Annotated in this window: 13 protein-coding genes; 6 read left to right on the top strand and 7 right to left on the bottom strand. The window is 61.4% G+C overall.

What is annotated here, in order from left to right; translation table 11 throughout:
* Positions 1-35 precede the first annotated feature (35 nt).
* From K0V07_RS14655 to K0V07_RS14645, 3 genes are read right to left on the bottom strand one after another with little or no spacing between them, the layout of a single operon-like run.
* Positions 36-2,225: a glycoside hydrolase family 3 N-terminal domain-containing protein gene (locus K0V07_RS14655; protein WP_220622135.1), complete on the bottom strand. Its 2,190-nt coding sequence runs from the start codon at positions 2,223-2,225 to the stop codon at positions 36-38.
* A gap of 18 nt (positions 2,226-2,243) precedes the next feature.
* Positions 2,244-3,812 carry a sialate O-acetylesterase gene (locus K0V07_RS14650; RefSeq protein WP_220622134.1) on the bottom strand — a complete coding sequence of 523 codons (1,569 nt, stop codon included), beginning with the start codon at positions 3,810-3,812 and terminating at the stop codon, positions 2,244-2,246.
* A gap of 58 nt (positions 3,813-3,870) precedes the next feature.
* On the bottom strand, positions 3,871-4,941 hold the full coding sequence (locus tag K0V07_RS14645) for a LacI family DNA-binding transcriptional regulator (protein WP_220622133.1): 1,071 nt from the start codon (positions 4,939-4,941) through the stop codon (positions 3,871-3,873).
* A 182-nt stretch (positions 4,942-5,123) separates the two neighbouring features.
* Between K0V07_RS14645 and K0V07_RS14640 the strand changes: the two genes are divergently transcribed.
* Positions 5,124-6,461: a polysaccharide pyruvyl transferase family protein gene (locus tag K0V07_RS14640; RefSeq protein ID WP_220622132.1), complete on the top strand. Its 1,338-nt coding sequence runs from the start codon at positions 5,124-5,126 to the stop codon at positions 6,459-6,461.
* Between the two features lie 29 nt (positions 6,462-6,490).
* On the opposite strand, the gene K0V07_RS14635 is transcribed toward K0V07_RS14640, so the two are convergent.
* Positions 6,491-7,255 carry a helix-turn-helix domain-containing protein gene (locus K0V07_RS14635; protein WP_220622131.1) on the bottom strand — a complete coding sequence of 255 codons (765 nt, stop codon included), beginning with the start codon at positions 7,253-7,255 and terminating at the stop codon, positions 6,491-6,493.
* Positions 7,256-7,337: 82 nt separating this feature from the next.
* Here K0V07_RS14635 and K0V07_RS14630 point away from each other — a divergent pair, with 82 nt between their 5' ends.
* Genes K0V07_RS14630 through K0V07_RS14620 form a run of 3 tightly spaced genes read left to right on the top strand, consistent with a single transcriptional unit; the run spans position 7,338 to position 10,089 of the window.
* Positions 7,338-8,528, top strand: a complete 1,191-nt coding sequence (locus K0V07_RS14630) for an enolase C-terminal domain-like protein (protein WP_220622130.1) — start codon at positions 7,338-7,340, stop codon at positions 8,526-8,528.
* 32 nt (positions 8,529-8,560) lie between these two features.
* Positions 8,561-9,328 carry an SDR family oxidoreductase gene (locus K0V07_RS14625; RefSeq protein ID WP_220622129.1) on the top strand — a complete coding sequence of 256 codons (768 nt, stop codon included), beginning with the start codon at positions 8,561-8,563 and terminating at the stop codon, positions 9,326-9,328.
* 53 nt (positions 9,329-9,381) lie between these two features.
* Positions 9,382-10,089 carry an RraA family protein gene (locus K0V07_RS14620; protein ID WP_220622128.1) on the top strand — a complete coding sequence of 236 codons (708 nt, stop codon included), beginning with the start codon at positions 9,382-9,384 and terminating at the stop codon, positions 10,087-10,089.
* 212 nt (positions 10,090-10,301) lie between these two features.
* Here the strand turns inward: K0V07_RS14620 and K0V07_RS14615 are convergent, their stop codons facing one another.
* The 3 genes from K0V07_RS14615 to K0V07_RS14605 form a co-directional block, all read right to left on the bottom strand.
* A complete protein-coding gene (locus K0V07_RS14615) occupies positions 10,302-11,684 on the bottom strand; it encodes a sulfatase (RefSeq protein WP_220622127.1) in 1,383 nt (460 codons plus the stop codon).
* A gap of 128 nt (positions 11,685-11,812) precedes the next feature.
* Positions 11,813-13,039: a polysaccharide pyruvyl transferase family protein gene (locus K0V07_RS14610; protein WP_220622126.1), complete on the bottom strand. Its 1,227-nt coding sequence runs from the start codon at positions 13,037-13,039 to the stop codon at positions 11,813-11,815.
* 190 nt (positions 13,040-13,229) lie between these two features.
* Complete coding sequence (locus K0V07_RS14605; protein WP_220622125.1) at positions 13,230-15,239, bottom strand: heparinase II/III family protein; 2,010 nt, start codon at positions 15,237-15,239, stop codon at positions 13,230-13,232.
* A gap of 186 nt (positions 15,240-15,425) precedes the next feature.
* Here K0V07_RS14605 and K0V07_RS14600 point away from each other — a divergent pair, with 186 nt between their 5' ends.
* Both K0V07_RS14600 and proS read left to right on the top strand, forming a co-directional pair.
* Positions 15,426-16,481, top strand: a complete 1,056-nt coding sequence (locus tag K0V07_RS14600; protein WP_220622124.1) for a LacI family DNA-binding transcriptional regulator — start codon at positions 15,426-15,428, stop codon at positions 16,479-16,481.
* Between the two features lie 138 nt (positions 16,482-16,619).
* Positions 16,620-18,146 (top strand): proline--tRNA ligase, encoded by a 1,527-nt coding sequence (gene proS / locus K0V07_RS14595; RefSeq protein ID WP_220622123.1) that lies wholly within the window; start codon positions 16,620-16,622, stop codon positions 18,144-18,146.
* Positions 18,147-18,353 lie beyond the last annotated feature (207 nt).

Genomic DNA, 18,353 nt, shown 5'->3' with positions numbered 1-18,353 from the left:
AAGATTTTGGTAAGCCCTAGTGTATCCGAAATAAACTACACATCGAAGCTCACGAGCGGCACGGTGGCATCAGCGCCGATGGCGGCGGCAAACGCACCGGGGTCTACCCGATAGGTGCCGTCCTGGCCAAAGTAGCCGAGCGTGTCGCGGCCCAGGGTAAAGCTCACGGTCTGCTTTTCGCCAGGGGCGAGTGCGACCCGCTTGAAGCCCTTTAGCTCGCGTTCGGGGCGCGCCACCTGGGCGTGCTCATCACGTACGTAGCACTGGGCGACGGTTTCGCCCGCGCTTGGGCCGGTATTGGTGATCGTTGCCGAAAGCTCCACGCTGGGCTCACCACTGGCGGCGGCGGCGAGGATTTTGACCGTCGTGTCCGAGTAGGTGAACTCCGTATAGCCGAGCCCGTAGCCAAAGGGAAAGAGCGGGGTGTCCTGCACGTCCTGATGGTAGCGGTAGTTCGGCATCTGGCGGATTTTACCGGGGCGGCGGCGGTTGTAGTAGCAGGGGATCTGGCCTGTCGTGCGCGGCATGGACATCGGCATCCGCCCGCTGGGAGCCGTCTGCCCGGTGATGATATCGGCAATGGCCGTGCCGGCCTCAGTGCCGCCGTGCCAGGCCAGCAGCCAGGCGGAGGCGTAGTGGTCGGCAGCCGGGGAGGGCAGGGGGCGCCCGCTGCACTGTACGACGACGAGCGGCTTACCCAGCTGGCCGAGAGACTCGATCAGTTCTTCTTGTCCCGGGGGCAGGGTCAACTCAGCGATGGAGTGTACCTCGCCGGTGCGGCAGGGGCTCTCCCCGACGCAGGCGATAACGATATCCGCCAGCGAGGCGTTAAAAAGCATTTCGTCCGTAAAGGCCGGGTCGGATGTCAGGATTTCCCAGTCCGGGGCCGCAGCTTTCAGGCCGTCGAGGATCGAGGTGACGTCTGCGGGATTCCCGTCCAGACACCAGGCACCCAGATGCTGCCCCTGAGCCGAGGCGTAGGGGCCGAGCACTGCGACCTTGAGTTTTTGCTTCGGGGCGAGAGGCAGGAGCTTGTCCTTGTTGCTCAGGAGTACGATCGACTTCGAAGTAACCTTGCGGGCGGTGTTGACGTGATCCTCACGGCGGCGGACCGACGCGTAGAGGTCAGCCTCGACATAGGGCTTTTCAAAGATACCGGAGCGGAACTTCATGCGCAGGACGCGGCGGACGGCGTCGTCGACCTGCGATGATTGGATGCGTCCACTCTCAAGCAGACCTGGCAGCTCATCCTCGAAGTGCTCGCGAATCATTTCCATATCGACACCTGCTTCCAGGCCGAGTGCAGCGGCCTCGGCACCGTCCGCAGCGACGCCGTGGTAGATTAGGTCGCCGACAGCTCCCCAGTCGCTGACCACGCATCCGTCGAATCCCTGTTGCTCCTTCAGCCACTCGCGCAGCCAGGTCTTGCTGGAGCTGACCGGGGTGCCGCCGATGGCGTTAAAGCCGGACATGAGGCTGCCGACGCCGGCCTTGACCGTAGCCGCGAAGGCCGGGAGCACGTAGTTGCGCAGGGAGTCATCGGTCCACTCCGTGGTGTCGTAGTCGCGGCCACCCTCGGCCCCGCCGTAGCCACAGAAATGCTTGGCGCAGGCGATCATGCGATCACCTGATGCGGGCGAGTCCCCCTGATAGCCACGGACAACCGCGGAGCCACACTCTGAGCCGAGCAGCGGGTCTTCCCCATAGCCCTCGATGATGCGCCCCCAGCGCGGGTCACGGCAGAGGTCGACCATCGGGGCAAAGGCCCAGTGTACGCCCTGGGCCCGGGCCTCGCGCGCGACACAGCTCGAAGCTTCCTCGATCAGTGCTGGGTCAAAACTGGCAGCCTGGGCCAGTGGGATGGGGAGTACGGTCGCGTGCCCGTGGATGACATCGCGGCCGTAGATGAGCGGGATGCCCAGCGGGCTCTCCTCCACGGCCATGCGCTGCACCGCGTTCAGCGCTTCAGGGTCCAGCGGGTTCGACTGGCCATGCCCGGCCCAAGCGGAACCGGCCAGAATCAGCGAGCCGATGCGCCCGCCGCGAATCGCATCCAGGTCCGCAGGCTCAGCCTTTGCGGGGGCCTTAAACGGATACTGAATCAGCTGACCGACCTTGTCCTCCAGACTCATCGCGCCGAGCAGCAGCTCGATACGTTCCTCTAGGGGCAGGGTGGCGTTCAGCCAGGGTTTATCAGCAGGTGTAGATGCTTCGGTCCGCGACATAAAGGGCAGTGGCGTAGATTACTGTTTAGCTTGAATGATCTCGAATTGGAAGGGCGCGGCAGGCAGCTCCTCGGCATTGAACAGCGTGGCATCCGGGTACCTGGCCCAGGCATAGCGGATACTCTGTGGCTGTGAGACCTTGTCGGAGGAGAGAACGACGGTCATACCGTCCAGCTGTGCCTGTGCCGGGTAGTAGACACCGTCTTCTCCGGCCAGCTCAAAGCCGTTCAGGCTGTCGCCCTTGATCAAAAGTTTGCCGGTCTCATCCTGCATGGTGAGATTGACCGTAGAGCCGTCGCGCGAAGCAGACTCCGGCTGCGGGCCGCTGGCGACAATGGCCTGCCCGTATACGTCGCGCAGAGCGATGCGTGCGAGGCGGTCGCCGACTTCGAGCTTACGCTTCGGGTGGATGTCTTTCTTTTCTCCCAGGTCGATGGCGACCGCCATGCCGGTGTTGGGGAGGGAAAGCGTTTCGGTCTGGGATTTGCGCATTTCCACGATGCCGTGGAGCCCGCCAAAGCCGGGCAGCTGGACAAAGAGGAAGGGGAACTCGCCCTGACCCCAGCGGGAGCGCCAGTCCTCGATCATCGCGGGGAACAGTGTGGCGTAGAGCTGCGCGTCTGCGTCGTTGTGGGAATTCGCCTCGGCCTGATACCAGATGACGCCCCGGATCGGGTAGTTGAGCAGCGGATGCACCATAGCGTTAAAAAGGACACTGGGGACGCGGGGGTTGCGGTCCGGGGAGGTCGGCTTGCGGGGCGCGCGGGCAGGGGCGTTTTTCGGGTCGGTGCGCTTTTGCTCTTCCCAGGCGGCCTTGTCCTTTTCCCATTTAGTCAGAAACACTTTGCGGTAGCGCTCCATGTTTTTGTCCATGTTCTTGATGGAGTCTTCGCGCTGGGTCACGTAGTCGGCGAGGGCCGGGTCGGCAGCGAGCGCATCGAGGCTCGTCCAGGCCTGGGCAGGCGTGCCTCCCCAGTAGGTGCCGATCAGGCCGACGGGCCGCTTGAGGGTTTCGAGCAGCTCGCGTCCGAAGTAGTAGGCGGCTGCGGAAAAGTTCTTGGCCGTGTCCGGGGTGCAGGTGACCCAGCGTCCGCTTACGTCATCCAGCGGGCTGTAGGAAATCTCTGGGCTGACGCGGAAGTAGCGCATGAGCGGGTAGTTCGCATTTGGAATCTCCTCTGCACCGGTTTTGCAGGACACGAGGCGGAAGGCCATGTTTGACTGGCCGGAGCAAACCCAGACCTCGCCGATCAACACATCGTTGATGACCTTCTTGTCGCCGGTGCTGTCTGTGATGGTCAGCTCACCGGATTTGGCCGATGCCTCAATCGGGTCGAGGTCCACCTCCCAGATGCCACCGGGACCGGCCTGAGCCTGCCCCTCGCGGGTTGTGCCATCGATGCCGAGGGCGACGTTTACACGGGAGCCCGGATCGGCCGTGCCCCAGACATGGATCGGTTTTCCGGCCTGGAGAACCATATGGTCACCGAACAGGGCGGGAAGTTTAAGTGCGGCCTGAGCTGCTGTCGTGCTGAGCGCAAGTGCAACCAGGGCAACGAGGAGGATGGGGGAGGAGGTTCGTTTCACGATAATGATGTGTTAAAATGTGTGGAGGGTGCGTCAAGGAGTACACCGTTGGTTCCGTTCAAGGTGCGGGTGTCTGTTTCGTTTTTTCGATGTAAGATTTACCGGGCACCCAGTGGCCCTTGATGGTAATGCTCTGCGGGTAGGCGCTGACTCCGATCTGGTTCGTTTGGAGTAAATTCCCAAGCAGGTCTACACTGACGCGACCGACCTCGCGCGTGTGCGGGTTCATCCCCGCCATGCCCGTCGAGGGGTCGCGCAGGACGAGGTTGACCATCTGGACATCCTCGGGGACGCGTATCCCGGCCTCTTCCATATAGTCCGGTATCTGGTCGGCTGAAAAGAGGATGACGTCGGGTTTTTCTTTCCGGTACCAGGCGAGGAATTTCTCCGGGATGATATCTCCGTTTTCTTCCTGTACGTAGGGGACGACGCGCTCGGACTTGGGGATAAAGTTTTGGAAGAGCAGGTAGCGCGAGAGCCAGGCATGGTTACTGGAGTTGCTGACCCGGTAGGTGATGGCCAGGCCGATGCGGCGGTTCCCATCCCGGCGGACGTGGTTGAGCGCGTACTCGATGTCGTAGGTGTAGTCCGAGGCGATCTGGTGCAGGTTCGTGTTGTTGGTGTTGTAGCCGATCAGCACCGTGGCAAATTGCTCCCAGTCCAGCGGGGGGAAGTCGAGGTCGGGTGTGTCGTTACCGGGGAAAAGAATAACACCGTGGATGCCCCGCGAAACCAATATCTTGGACAAGCGCTGTCCGGAAAGTTTTTCACCGGAGAGGTGAAACTCATCGATGTGGTAGCCCTTAGCCTGCGCACGCTCGATGATCGCCTGGTAGAGCATGTAGTAAAAGGGGCTCTCCGAGGTCTCCGTTGTGATCGGGCCCTTCAGGCGGCTGATCAGGGCAATCGATTCTGCATTGGCCTGCCGCTTGTTGCGGATCTGGGTCATCAGGGCGCTGACCAGCGGGCTGGGGCGGTAGCCCATGCGCATGGCGGTTTCCTGAACCTTCTCCCTCGTCTCCTTTGATATACTGGGGTGATTACGCATCGCCAGCGAGATGGCTGACCGGCTGAGCTTGAGCTCGTCGGCGATGTCCTGGAGGGTGACATTGCGGCTTTTGCGGTCCATGATTAAGAGTTACTGAAGGAGTTCAACGAGTTAAGTGTTGCTCAGGTTTCCTTCAAGAACGAATGTGTTAGCGTTAAAGAAATACGTGGGAGAGCGATTTACTCCCGCTCACCATCCCGGCCGTTTGAGGTTGAAAAACTTCGGTAGTGGTTGGGCTGTTGTCATAATCCGTTATACCACACATGTCTTCCAAGGTTCAGAATAACATCGAGGCCAAGTCCTCCGAGGCAACTCGTCCCTGTGTGCTGCTACGCTCCTCGTGGCAGACTGTAAACATCGGCGATATCGGCCACTCACCCGGCGTGATCACGCTGCTGGAAAAACACATCCCCGAGGCCCGGATCGTTTTGTGGGCCGGTAATGTGGACCGGGGTGTCCGCGAAATGCTGCTGCGCCGTTTCCCGGATCTGGAGATCGTCCAGGGGCAGATGGGCCCCGATGGACGCGGTGATAATGAGGACCTTGAGCGTGCGCTCGAAGAGGCTGACCTGCTCCTGCATGGCTCGGGCCCGAGTGTGGTCGCTCAGGACGATCTGGAAGACTGGATCAAGCGGACGGACAAACCTTTTGGCATCTATGGGGTGACGATCGACCCCCTCGCCATTCGCACGCAGCCGGACGAGGGCGGTAGCCTGCAGGATCAGCGTGATGCTGTCCGTGCCTTACCGGCAGATCACATTTCAGCCGACCTGCGAGCCGTGCTCGAGAAGTCGCAATTCGTTTACTGCCGCGACAGTCTCACGCTGGAGTATCTGCAACTCCAGAAGGTGAACTGCCCCTGCATCGAGTTTGCTCCTGATGGCGCTTTCGGCTGCGACCTGCACGATGATGCCTCCGCCGACGCTTTCATGAGCAAGCACGGGCTCAAGACGGGTGAATTTCTCAGTGTGATTCCGCGCCTGCGCTACACGCCGTACCACGAGATCCACCACCAGCCGCAGACTCCGGTCACCCGTGAGCGCGGACGCATCAGCGACAAGTATGTCGATACCGACCTCTCGAAGATGGGCGCGACGATTACGGCATGGATCGAAAAGACGGGGATGCCCGTCCTGCTGTGCCCCGAGATGACCTATCAGGTCGAGGTGGCCAAGCGCCTGTACGACGAGCACATCCCCGCCGAGGTCAAGGACAAGGTCGTGTGGCGCCCTGACTACTGGCTGCCCGACGAGGCTTGCTCCACCTATGAGCGCTCGCACACGGTGCTGAGCCTCGATAACCACTCTCCGATTTTCGCGCTCGCACTGGGCACGCCCACGATCTTCCTGCGTCATCCGACCGATACCACCAAGGGCTGGATGTGGCCCGACATCGGCATGGACGAATGGTTCTTCGAGATCGACCTGTGTGAAGGCCCCGAGATCACCGAGGCGCTGCTGCGCATCGCTGAGGATCGTCCTGCCGCACTGGAAACCGTCGAGCGCCTGATGAAGGGCGTCCGCGCCCAGCAGGCGTCAACGATGGCCAAGGTCCGCGAAAGCCTGGAGGCTGCGCACGCTGCCCGTGTCGGCACTGTGTAGTCGGTCTGTCATTACAGTACAGTCAAGGCTTAGCCGAGGCGCGGAGCCTGGCTGCCCAGGACCTTGTGCATCTCGTCTACAGCTTGCTTGAGCTTCCGGGCGATGGTGTCGGCTTTTTTGCCCGCAAAATCGTCCGGCCAGCCAACGGCGCTGACGGCGGCGACTGTGTCCTCGGTCAACTGCAGGGGAGTGGAAATGGCGAAGATCGACGGATGCTGCTGGCCGAGGTCGTGGCTGATGCCCTTGCTACGGCACTCGCGTATGCGCGTCCAGACATCCTCAGTACTCTGCCGCTGCCATACGTTTGGCTGTGCGGTATCAATGACACGCCTGATCTCACCATCACTGAGGGCGGAGAGCAGGACGGCTGCCGCCGAGCCGACTGCGAGGTGGAAACGGTAGCCGACGGGGCTCGTGATCGCATTGGGGCGTGAGGGCTCGGCCCTCAGGGCCGTAGTCGCGTAGTGGCCTTCGCGCAGGGTGATCTTGGCAGACATTTCCACGGTGTCGGCCAGGTGGCGCAGGGGTGTCTCCAGCGCGTGCAGGGCGTATTCGATTTCTGAATACGAGCGTGCGATGTTAGCCAGACCGAAGGCGATGCGCAGCCCACCGGCGGGATCTTCGCGGAGCCAGTTGTGCTCCAGCAGGGTCTTAACCAGTCGATAGCAGGTGGCGGGTGGTATCTCCAGCCCGTAGGAAAGCTCTTTCACCGTGACCGGTTCATTGCGCTCGGATACGTATTTCATCACCGCGACGGTTTTGTGTACGGCCGGAATGGTCTGTGAGTTGCTCATTTTTGGTGTTATCAAATTTGATAAATATGTTATCAATTATGTTTTGACGGTCTAGGTGTAAAGGGAAAAAATCTGCGTCATCATGAAGATCGTTGACTTGAAGGTGCGCTGTGTCGCCATCCCGCTGACCTGTCAGCTACGTCACAATACCGGTGTCCATCCGGGATATTTCCTGAGGACAGTCCTGGAACTGATCACCGACGAGGGCATCGTCGGCCTGGGTGAAGTCGGAGGCGGTGACCAGCGCGGTGCCTTGACGAAACTCAAGCCCCGCATCGTCGGGATGGACCCGTTTCATCTGGAGGCGATCAAGCTGAAGGTGCTGCGCAGCATTTACTACATGTCGAATGCGCGCCTGTACGCTGCCATCGAAATGGCCTGCCTCGACATCCAGGGTAAGGCGATGAACCGCTCCCTGAGCGATCTGCTGGGCGGCAGTGTGCGCGACCAGATCCCGATGATCGCGTACCTGTTCTGGCGCTATGACCGCCCGGACGGTAAGGACGACGCCTGCGCCGAGGACATGGCTGACTGGTGTGTCGAGCTGAACGAAACACTCGGCGTCAAGTCGATGAAGCTCAAGGCTGGTGTGATGGAGCCGGGTGAAGAAGCCCGTGTGCTGGAGCTTTGCCGGGAGCGCCTCGGGCCGGACTTTGGCCTGCGCATCGACCCGAACGGCGTCTGGTCGGTCCCGACCGCCGTGCGCATCGGGCGTCGTCTGGAGCCGCTCGCGATCGAGTACTTTGAAGACCCCTCCTGGGGCCTCAACGGAAACGCCGCTGTCCGCTCGCAGGTTAACATCCCGGTGGCCACAAACATGTACCCGAACAAATTCGACGACCTCGCTCCGGCGGTCAAGATGGGCTCGGTGGACATCGTGCTGACGGACATCCACTACTGGGAAGGCCCGCGCGGGGTTAAGGACCTGGCCGCGATTTGCCGCACCTTTAACCTCGGGGTTGCCATGCACAGTGGGGCGGAGTTTGGGATCGAGCTGGCTGCCATGCTGCACACCGCCTCGACCATCCCCGAGATGACCTTTGCCGGGGACGCGCACTACCACTATCTGACCGACGACATCATCGCCGGTGGCCTCATGCCCTATAAGGACGGCTGCATCCAGGTCCCGACGGGCCCCGGTCTTGGCGTCGAGCTGGACGAGGAAAAGATGGAGAAGTACGAGCGCGAGTACGAAAAGCGTGGCGACTACTACGCGCGTTTCCATCAGGACCCGAAGCGTCCAGACTGGTATCCGATCGTCGGTGGGCTATAATACGGCCAACCCACTAACCCGATTTACGCATTATGGACACATCCTCCCTGTTTGATCTGAGCGGCCGCACGGCCCTCGTTACCGGCTCCTCGCGCGGCATCGGCCATGCGATCGCGCTGACCCTGGCCCGTGCCGGGGCAAATGTCGCCATCCATGCCACCTCCTCCTGTGACAAGGCCAAGGCCGCTGCCGCTGAGGTGGAAAAGTTTGGGGTCAAAAGCGCGGTGGTGATGGAGGACTTGGGCGCGGACGGTGCACCGGGACGGATCTATGAGGCCGTGACGGCGGCCTTTGGGAAGTTGGACATCCTCGTGTGCAACGCCTCCGTGCAGATACCCGAGCCCTGGCTGGAGATCAACCTGGAGCATTTTCACCAGCAGGTGAACGTCAACCTGCGCAGCACCTTTGAGCTGCTCCAGCTCGTCGTGCCCGGCATGAAGGAGCGCGGCTGGGGCCGCATCCTGACGGTGGGCAGTGTGCAGGAAAGTGTGCCGCACCCGGACATGCTGGTTTACGCGGCCACCAAGTGCGCGCAGACAAGCCTGATGCGCAACCTGGCCAAGCAACTTGCCCCGGACGGGATTATCCTGAACAACCTCGCGCCCGGCGTTATCGGTACGGACCGCAATCTCGGCCGTCTCGCTGACGAGGCCTACAAGGAAGTCGTCATGGGCAAGATCCCGGTACGGCGTATCGGTGAGCCTGTTGACTGCGCGGGCACAGCGCTGCTGCTGTGCAGTGATGCTGCCGGTTACCTGACCGGGCAGAATATCTATGTCGATGGCGGCATGAGCCTTTAAAAATCAACAACCCTGCAATCCTCGAAAGGAATTCCAAGATTATGTCATCCCAGATGAAAGTAGACAAGCTGCAGCAGATGCGCGACACCGTCGAAACGGTAGAGCTGAGCATCCCTCTGCAGGAACTGTGCGAGCGCTATGAAAAGCTCTACACGGGCGCGGTCAACGATGTGCTGCGTGAGATGTGCCTGCCTAATCAGGCCCTGCCGACGAATATCGTGCCGCTGCGCGACGATATGGTCGTCTGCGGCGAAGCCTTTACGGTCAAGGCCGTGAAGGACCCGACCATGGGCGGCGAGATGGAAGTACGGGTAAAGATGCTCGACGAGCTCAAGCCCGGCCATGTCGTGATCTGGAATGCCAATGGTGATGACCATGCCTCGCACTGGGGCGGCGTCATGACGCAGGCCTCGCTCAAACGTGGCTGCCGCGGTGCGATCATCGACGGCGGTATTCGCGACACCAAGGACATTCTGAGCCAGGGCCTGCCGATCTGGTACCGCTATCGCACCAGTAACGGCGCGCTGTCCCACACCAAGATCGTGGGCTATCAGGTGCCGATTTTTGTCGGTGATCTCATGATCAAGCCCGGTGACATTCTACTGGCCGACATCGATGGTGCGCTGGTCATCCCGCGTAAGCTGGCGGTAACCGTCCTCGAGCGTGCCGAGCAGATCGAGCGCAACGAAGGCGAGATCAAGGAGTGGGTGGCAGCCGGTCTGACGGCTGAGGAAATCCACGACCGCGGCGGCTACTTTTGATTTGAGGGGCTGGGTATTTGCCTAGCCCTGATACCCATCTATAAGAGTGCCGGTCCAGATGGACCTGCTTTGTGCGTCATAGGGCGCGAAGCTTATGCTTCGCGCCTTTTTTGTGGGCGAATAAGAGACACCAACGCTTTCGTATTGTCATGGAAAATGAATACGCGGGGTGCTGACGGCTTGCCGCCTGCTTGCTAGACCGGTGGAGTGGGTCAGGCGATGACGGCTTTTTCCTTGGCCAGATCGAGATCGCCGACGCGGGAGGGCAGCATGCCATCCTGGAAATCGACTTCCAGCCACGGGTCGCTGGTGCGGATGCGCAGCTGTGTGAGCTGCTCGGCATAGTCGCGGCGTATGTCCTGCAGGGACGGCTCGTCGATCAGGTTGACGGTTTCGTACGGGTCGTTTTGCAGGTCGTAAAGGGCTTCACGCTCGTGGCGCAGCAGCCGCTTGTGCGTGCGCTGCTCAGAGCCGCCGGTCTCCTCGATGGATTTGTAGGAGGGCGCATCGTAGAGGTCTGTGGGCAGGGGCATGTCCGCGCCCAGGGCGAGATGGCAGGCGTACTTGTAGCGTGGGCCACGGAGGGCGCGATACGGGAAGTAGTTCGTGATCTCGTGGAAACTGTGGGAGTAGGCGATGGGTGCGTCCCAGCCGGGGGCGTCGGGCTGGTCGAGCAGCGGCATCAGGCTGCGGCCGGTCAGGTCCTCGGGGATGGGTTGGCCGAGGGCTTCGAGGATGGTGGGCAGCAGGTCCGTCCAGTTGACCAGCGCATCGGTGGAGGCGCCCTGCGGGCCATCCGGGTGAGCGATGATCAGCGGGCACAGGTGTCCGGCCTCGAAGGAGCTGGCCTTGGCGCCGGGGAATGGCATGCCGTGGTCCGAAAGAAGGATGACGAGCGTCTCGTCGCGGCTGCCGTGCTTGTCGAGCGAGGCGAGGGTGTTACCGACGAAGTTGTCAAAGCGCGTGATGTAGCGGTAGTACTCGCACAGGTCGCGGCGCACCTCAGGGGTGCCGGGGAGCCAGGCGGGCACAGGGATCTCCTCGGGGGAGTAGGTCGCATCCGTCGGGCCAAACTCGCGGGCGGCCAGCTCGGGGTCGAAGTCGCCCCCAATGCGGTGCGGATAGCCGGTGGCCGCGTGCATGTAGAAGGGGCTGTCGCCGACGAAATTAAAGCACTCCTCAACGGCATCGGCCATACGGCGATTAGAGAACTTGGCCAGCTCGGGCGACATCAGCTCCTGGCGGAAGTCAAAGGGGTAGGCCGCATCCGGTGCGAAGTGTGTCTTGCCGGCCAGAGCGGTGGTGATGCCCGTGTCCTTCAGCATGGCGGGCAGGGTCTTGATGCCGGGCAGGGTGTTAAAGGCGTGTACGCCGTGGCAGTGTCCGTACTGGCCGTGCGTGTGGCTGTACTGGCCGGTCAGGATATTGGCGCGCGAGGCCGCGCAGGAGGGCGTCGTGCAAAAGGCATTGTCGAAGCGCAGGGCACGAGCGGCGAGGGCATCGATGTGCGGGGTTTTGACGATGGTGTCGCCATAGCAACCGGCGATGGGGGACCAGTCGTCAGCGATGATCAGTAGAACGTTCTTAATGGGCATTGTTATCTTAAATACCTGTCAATCGTGTGCCCTCTATGCAAGTCCTGCTCTTAGGCATACTTATTAATCCATTTCTCAGGTAACTGCGCTCCGTCAGCCAGTTTTGGGGAGGCTATCCAGGTAATCGCTCAGGCCTGAGCGGCAGGAGACAGCCGCTGGGCGACCGCTTCTTGCAGACACTCACTGACCACGCTCATGGAGTGGCGCTGGAGGTACTCGACATGCTGGCGAGACTGGGCGAGCTTCTGGCGGGTGCGCTCGGGCTGGTTGTAGATGTTCAGCAGGGTCTCGGCCACGTCGTCACCGTCTGAGTCCTCGACCTCAAATATCCACTCCGGCAGGCCGACATCGCGCCACATCTGCCCCTTGCAGGTGTCCGTGGGCAGGCGCAGGTAGATAGCCGGGATATTGACTGCGAAGGCCAGCAGCGGCGAGTGCATCTCCATGCTGAGAACCGCAATCGAGCGGGCGTAGACGCTGGTTGCCTCATCGGGGCACCAGTAGGTGCTGCGCCAGACGAGGAAGGGCTTCACGTCCTCTGGCATGGTGTCGAAAAGCTGCTCCTTTGTCAGCTCGATCTCGTAGGTCATTTCCGGGCACAGGAGGACCTTTTTACCAGTTTCGCGCACCCAGCGGATAATGGCCGTGCGGATCGGCATATGGTCGGTGACCTTGTGCGCTTGGCTGATCTTTGACTTCTCGATTTCCGTCTCGTTCGGCTCGCGCTTGTGGATGAGGAAATACGGTGTGTAGCGCAGGCGGGAAAGGGCGCAGATGAACTCGCCCTCCTCAAGCCCATGCTCAGCGAGGAAAGCCGTGGCGCGTGTCTCGTCCTGCTCATCGGCGGCAAAAGCGGCGTCCGGGGCGAATTCAAGACACGGTGACTTGACCTTGTGGGCGCGTGCCTGTGTCAGGCTGACCGTATCGCGGCAGAAAACAAAGCGGGCACCACTGAGCAGCTCAATGTTCTCGGGCGGGAACTTCTCCAGCGTGACCCCGTAGATGCCGTAGGGCTTACCGGTGGCGGCCCAGGCCTCGATACTGCTTTTCATGATGAGCCCGGGGCCGGACCCATGCACGAACAGGTCCGCATTTTCCCATACCTGGCGGCCATACTCTGAGGAGGGGATCGGCTCGTAGCTGATGTCTTCGGTCAGGATCTCGACATTGGGGAACTGGATTTGAAGCATTTCCAGCACGCCATTATCGAGCTTGCAGCCCCACAGGACGAGATGAGCCTCTGGCAGATACTGCTGGAGGAGGTGCAGGAGGCCGGGGGTGTGGCCGATGTCGCCGATGTTGACCGTTTGCCAGGAGGAGCGGACGATGATCGTAGGTTTGGGGGAGCTGGACATGCTGTGTTCGAGGTCGTTGTTTCCGCTGACCTCAATCCACTAAAGGGAAAGCGGTCAGGATAGATTCATTCTATGATTAAGGCGTAGCGGCCTTGCAGGGGCAAAGTGAACATTAATGAAACCGTTCAATTTTCCTGGAAACCGTGCGAAAGTCGGGATCTGGACGCTGAAAATGCCGCCTTATCGAACCTTACTCTGTCACGTCGATGCTCGTGGTCAGGGTAAGCTCGTCAACAGGGGCGGCTGATCGGATGATCAGGCAGTAGTGCTCACTGAGGTGTCCCTGCGTGTTATCGGGACGCACCTCGACGCGGGCGGTGATCGGCTGATCGGCTGAGAAGTGGATGGTGTAGCCTTCGCCCGTGAGGACGCCTTCCTCAAGCGTGACGCTTTCCTTTGGTAGCTTGCCGTGTATCCAGCTAACGTCCTTGGCGGGGGAGCCGAGGTGCCAGCGGAAGAGCACTATGTCGGGCTTTTCCATGACAACTTTATCGGTGACTTCCAGGGTGGTCGCATCCCAGTCGGCGGTGCGTGTCCACAGCTCGACATCGGGATAGACCGCGCTCATGTCGGCGGTGGCCGAGCCGCCCACCTCATCCATCCAGTCGACTTCGACGGGGGCCGCGCGGTGCTCGCTGGTGCGGGGCTGGCCTGCGGTAGTGAGCTGGGCATCCGTCGCGGTGTCTATGTCAAAGTCGCCGATTTGGAGCACGTTATGGCCACCGATAGAGCGATAGTCCGCGAAGAAGCGTTCGCGACCATAGCCCGGAGTGCCTGCCTCCATGAGGATGGCGCGTCCGTTGACGATGAAGTTGATGTGCCCGCGGTCCATGTGGTCGTGGAAGTCGGACTCGTCACCGCCCCGCATCCAGAAGCCGGAGGCGTCCTCGTCCCAGCTGTCGCGCCATACGACCATGGTGGCCTTGGGGAAGTTATCGTAGAGGGGCGGCTCGGCCATCTGTGAATCGGGCAGGGAGGCTGCGAGCAGGCCGTTGACGGTCTTCTTATCCGGCACGCCCTGTGTGCGCAGGACCCAGAGGGCCTGAGGGCTGCCGAGCATGACGGCCATGTCTGAGTAAATGCTGATAAAGTGCCTCAGCCCGCCACGCGCCCCGAACCCGGCGTCAAACGGGTTGACGATGTAGCCGCCGGGCTGGATGTGCATGGCATGCCAGACCGGGTAGGACTTGAGGAAGGGGTGGTCGATGAGACGGCGGTCACCGGCCAGCGCGGTGTTGTAGGCGGGGGAGAACAGGCAGCGCATGGTGGCGCCGGAGTAGTCCAGCCCCTCGACGAACTCCCCCTTTTTACCCTGTGAGTCGAGGGTCTCGGTGAGTGCTGAGATGCCGTACTCGTAGGCCTCGGGGTACTTGTCTTTGCCGAGGTAAAGGGCGGCGTTGACGAGGCCACCCATGGGGATCGCCCACTGGTTGGAGTAGACCGCGTGCGAGCGTACGTACCAGGGCCGTTGCGCCTTCCAGTCTTCGAGGATGCGTTCCATTTCCCGCTTCATGAGGGCATCAATCTTTGCGCGCAGCTCGGGGGGGACGTCTTCCTGCGGGAGGATGTCGAGGATGTCAACGCATGCCTGGATGGCGCGACCGGTGGCCAGCCAGACACCATCGCCGCCTGGGGGCGGGAGCTTTTTCGTGCCGTAGGAGGTCCATCCGGGGCGCTGGACGGGGTCCCACTCGGTTAGCTCGTCGATCTGGGCGAGCGCCCGATCGAGGAAGACACGATCGCCGGTGAGAACGTAGGCGCTGGCAAGAGCGTTGGTCTCGTTGACGATAGAGCCGAGAGCCATCGAGTCTGAGCGGGCTAGGGCAAAGGTCTCGCGAATGGACTCGTCGGCGGTTGCGTAGCGACGGTCCCAGGGGATACGACCCTCCTGGGCCTTGAGTTCTTCGAGATCGTTCGGGCGGTAGATAACGGGTTTTTGCAGAAGCTTGCGGGCCTCGTGGATAAAGACATCTCGCTGCTCGGCCAGTGCGGGGTCCTTGGCAGCGGCCTCCAAAAGCTCCCGGCGTGAATGCAGCCCAGTCGCAGCGGTTTTAGTCGGGGGAGAGACTGGCTCCTGCGCTGTGGTCTCGGTCGGTGCAGCAGGGGAGGCGGCGGTGGCTTGGCTTGTTGATTTTTCGGACGGTGGGGGTGCCGTTTTACCTTGTTCCGGGCCGGAGGGCTGGCATCCGCTCAGGATCAAAGACAGCGTTAACATCACCAAGCCTGCACGGGCGGGGCGTAGTCGCGGGTAGAATGCGAGTAACATAAGTCGATGATGTGGACGGATATGAACGGTGCCAATTGAACGTTGCTTGAAGCCGTTCAAGTCTATCACTATCAAAAGGGTTCGTAAAAGAACAGCCCAGTTTGGAAAGCCTCGAAACGCATGCCCGACGGAACCCCCACGCTCAAAGACATTTCAGCAAAGACCGGCTACGGTTTGTCCACGGTCTCGCTCGCCCTGCGTAAGCCCGAAGCCCTCAAGCCCAAGACAGTGGCGGCCATCCGCCAGGCGGCTGATGAGCTTGGGTATCGCCCGAATCCGATGGTGTCCGCGCTGATGACGCAGGTGCGGACCCGCCGCAGTCAGGTCGGGCAGACGACGCTGGGGTTGATCAGTCTGTTCGGTAAGCCCGGCCAGCATGGCCAGTTTTCGAATGCCTATTACTCTCTCATCTACCGTGCGCTTGAGCAGGCGGCTGATGCCACCGGCTACCGTGTGGACGAGTTTTTCCTCGGTAAGGAGCCCCTCTCGGGTGCTCGCCTGACGCAGATACTAAAGACGCGCGGCATCCGCGGGATTATCCTTTTTCCGGGGAGGGACGATGGCCTGTCGGTTTACCCCGAGCTGGACTGGTCTGCATTCAGTACGGTGCTGATCGGCTACAATCCTCTGCTGACACATTTTAACCAGGTCGTCTCCGACTATTATTACGACATCGACTGTGCCCTGCGAAAGGTGGACGAAGCCGGCCTGAAGCGCGTTGGCTTCGCCATCACCCGTCGGGTGGACGATCACACGAACCAGCGTTGGGCCTCGCGCTTTCTGTATTTTCAGCAGCGTACCCCAAAGCGCGACCAGGTGCCGGTGTTGATCTCGGAGACGGACCTGGAGCACCGCGCGGCGGTTGCCCCGTGGTATTTCAAGCACCGGCCCGAGGTCATCCTCGTCGCCGGGAGTGGGGTGCAGGGTAACCTGCGGGACGCCGGGGTGCGCGTGCCGGAAGATGTACGCCTGATCAACCTCGTGCAGCGAGACGAGCCGGGGATGGCGGGGATTAACCCCTTTACGGAGGAGCTTGGGCGGGCAGCGATTGAGCAGTTGGCCTCCCAGCTCCAGAGTAATCAGGTCGGCCTGCCAGCCTACCCGGCAGTCATTTCGATCAAGGGTGTCTGGTCGCCGGGCACATCCTTTCCCGAGCCGAAGACGTTCGCGGTCTAGGCCCGGAGGTAAGTCTTCGCCTGGCTGGTCTGAGTTGAGCGATCCGGGGTGGTGAGGGCATTTCTCTGCAGCAAACCTTGCGGGTGGCGTTTTCCACGCTTGCCACGGCGGGCGCGGGCGCTTGCATTGTGACCCCTTATGGCAAAAGCGAAGACAGCCATCACCCCGACGCGGGCCGAGGACTACCCGGAATGGTACCAGCAGGTCATCAAGGCCGCCGACATGGCGGAAAATTCGCCCGTGCGCGGGTGCATGGTGATCAAGCCGTGGGGCTACACCCTCTGGGAAAACATCCAGCGCGTGCTCGACCAGATGTTTAAGGACACCGGTCACGTGAACGCCTATTTCCCGCTCTTCATCCCGAAGAGTTACCTCGAAAAGGAAGCCGCCCACGTCGAGGGCTTCGCCAAGGAATGTGCCGTGGTGACGCATTCTCGCCTCGTGGACGATGGCAACGGCGGGCTCAAGCCTGACAGCCCGCTGGAGGAGCCGCTTATCGTGCGCCCAACCTCCGAGACCATTATCGGCGAAATGTATGCCAAGTGGGTGCAGAGCTACCGCGATCTGCCCATCCTCATCAACCAGTGGGCCAACGTCGTTCGCTGGGAGATGCGTACCCGTCTGTTTCTGCGCACCGCGGAGTTCCTCTGGCAAGAGGGGCACACCGTCCACGCCACCTCCGAGGAGGCGATGGAGGAGACCCGCAAGATGCTCGCCGTCTATGCCGACTTCGCCGAGAACACCATGGCGATGCCTGTCATCTGTGGTGAGAAAACCGCTGGTGAGCGTTTCCCCGGAGCGGACCATACCTTTTCCATCGAGGCCATGATGCAGGACCGTAAGGCTCTGCAGGCCGGGACGAGCCACTTCCTGGGGCAGAACTTCTCCAAGGCCAGCGGCATTAAGTTCCAGAATGAACAGGGCGAGGAAGAGCTCGCCTGGACGACCTCCTGGGGCGTGTCCACCCGCCTGATCGGTGGGCTTATCATGACCCATGCCGACGACGACGGCCTCGTGCTGCCGCCGCGTCTGGCTCCCTCGCATGTGGTTATCCTGCCCGTCATGCACAAGCCCGAGACGGCTGACGCCGTGCTCGCGTACTGCGAGTCGCTGAAAAAGGAACTGCAGGAGCAGTGCTTCGGCGGTCGCCGGGTCGAGGTCGAGATCGACAAGCGCGACATGCGCGGTGGTGAAAAGCGCTGGAGCTGGATCAAGAAGGGTGTGCCGCTCCTCGTCGAGGCTGGTCCGCGCGACATCGAGAACAATGCGGTCTTCGTCGCCCGCCGCGATACTGGCGAAAAGCAGGGGCTGTCCCGCGCCGAGTTTGTCGCCACGGTGGCCGAGCGCCTGCAGGGCATTCAGGACGATATGCTCGCCCGCGCCAAGGCCCACCGCGACGCCAACACGCAGACGATTGACACGCTCGAAGACTTTAAGGCCTACTTCACCCCGAAGAGTGCCGAGCGCCCGGAGATCCACGGTGGTTTTGCCATCGCTCACTGGGGCGGCGACGCCGAGGACGAGGATCGCCTCGCCAAGGAAATGAAGGTGACGATCCGCAACATCCCGCTCGAAGGCCAGTTCGGCTACGACGGCGAGCCCGGCACCTGCATCTATACCGGCAAGCCGAGCCCGCAGCGCGTCATCTTCGCCAAGAGCTACTAGGTTTTAGGTTTTTCTGGGCTTATGCAGCCCAGACCCGCAGCAGGCAGAGCCTGCACTTTCGATGCTGCGCATCGTGTCAGCGCTTACTTAAACCAGCATTGCTGGTTTAAGTAAGCGCTGAGCAGAGCATCAAAACTGAGTCCTCCCAATGAGTGCGAACGATCTGCGAGTGGGGCAGAGCCCCATCTATGCGAGCGGAGGCACTCC

It is taken from the genome of Ruficoccus sp. ZRK36 (assembly GCF_019603315.1).
GTDB lineage: Bacteria > Verrucomicrobiota > Verrucomicrobiia > Opitutales > Cerasicoccaceae > Ruficoccus.
Note: the sequence above shows the minus strand (reverse complement) of the source record. Positions and strands in the feature narration are given on the sequence as shown.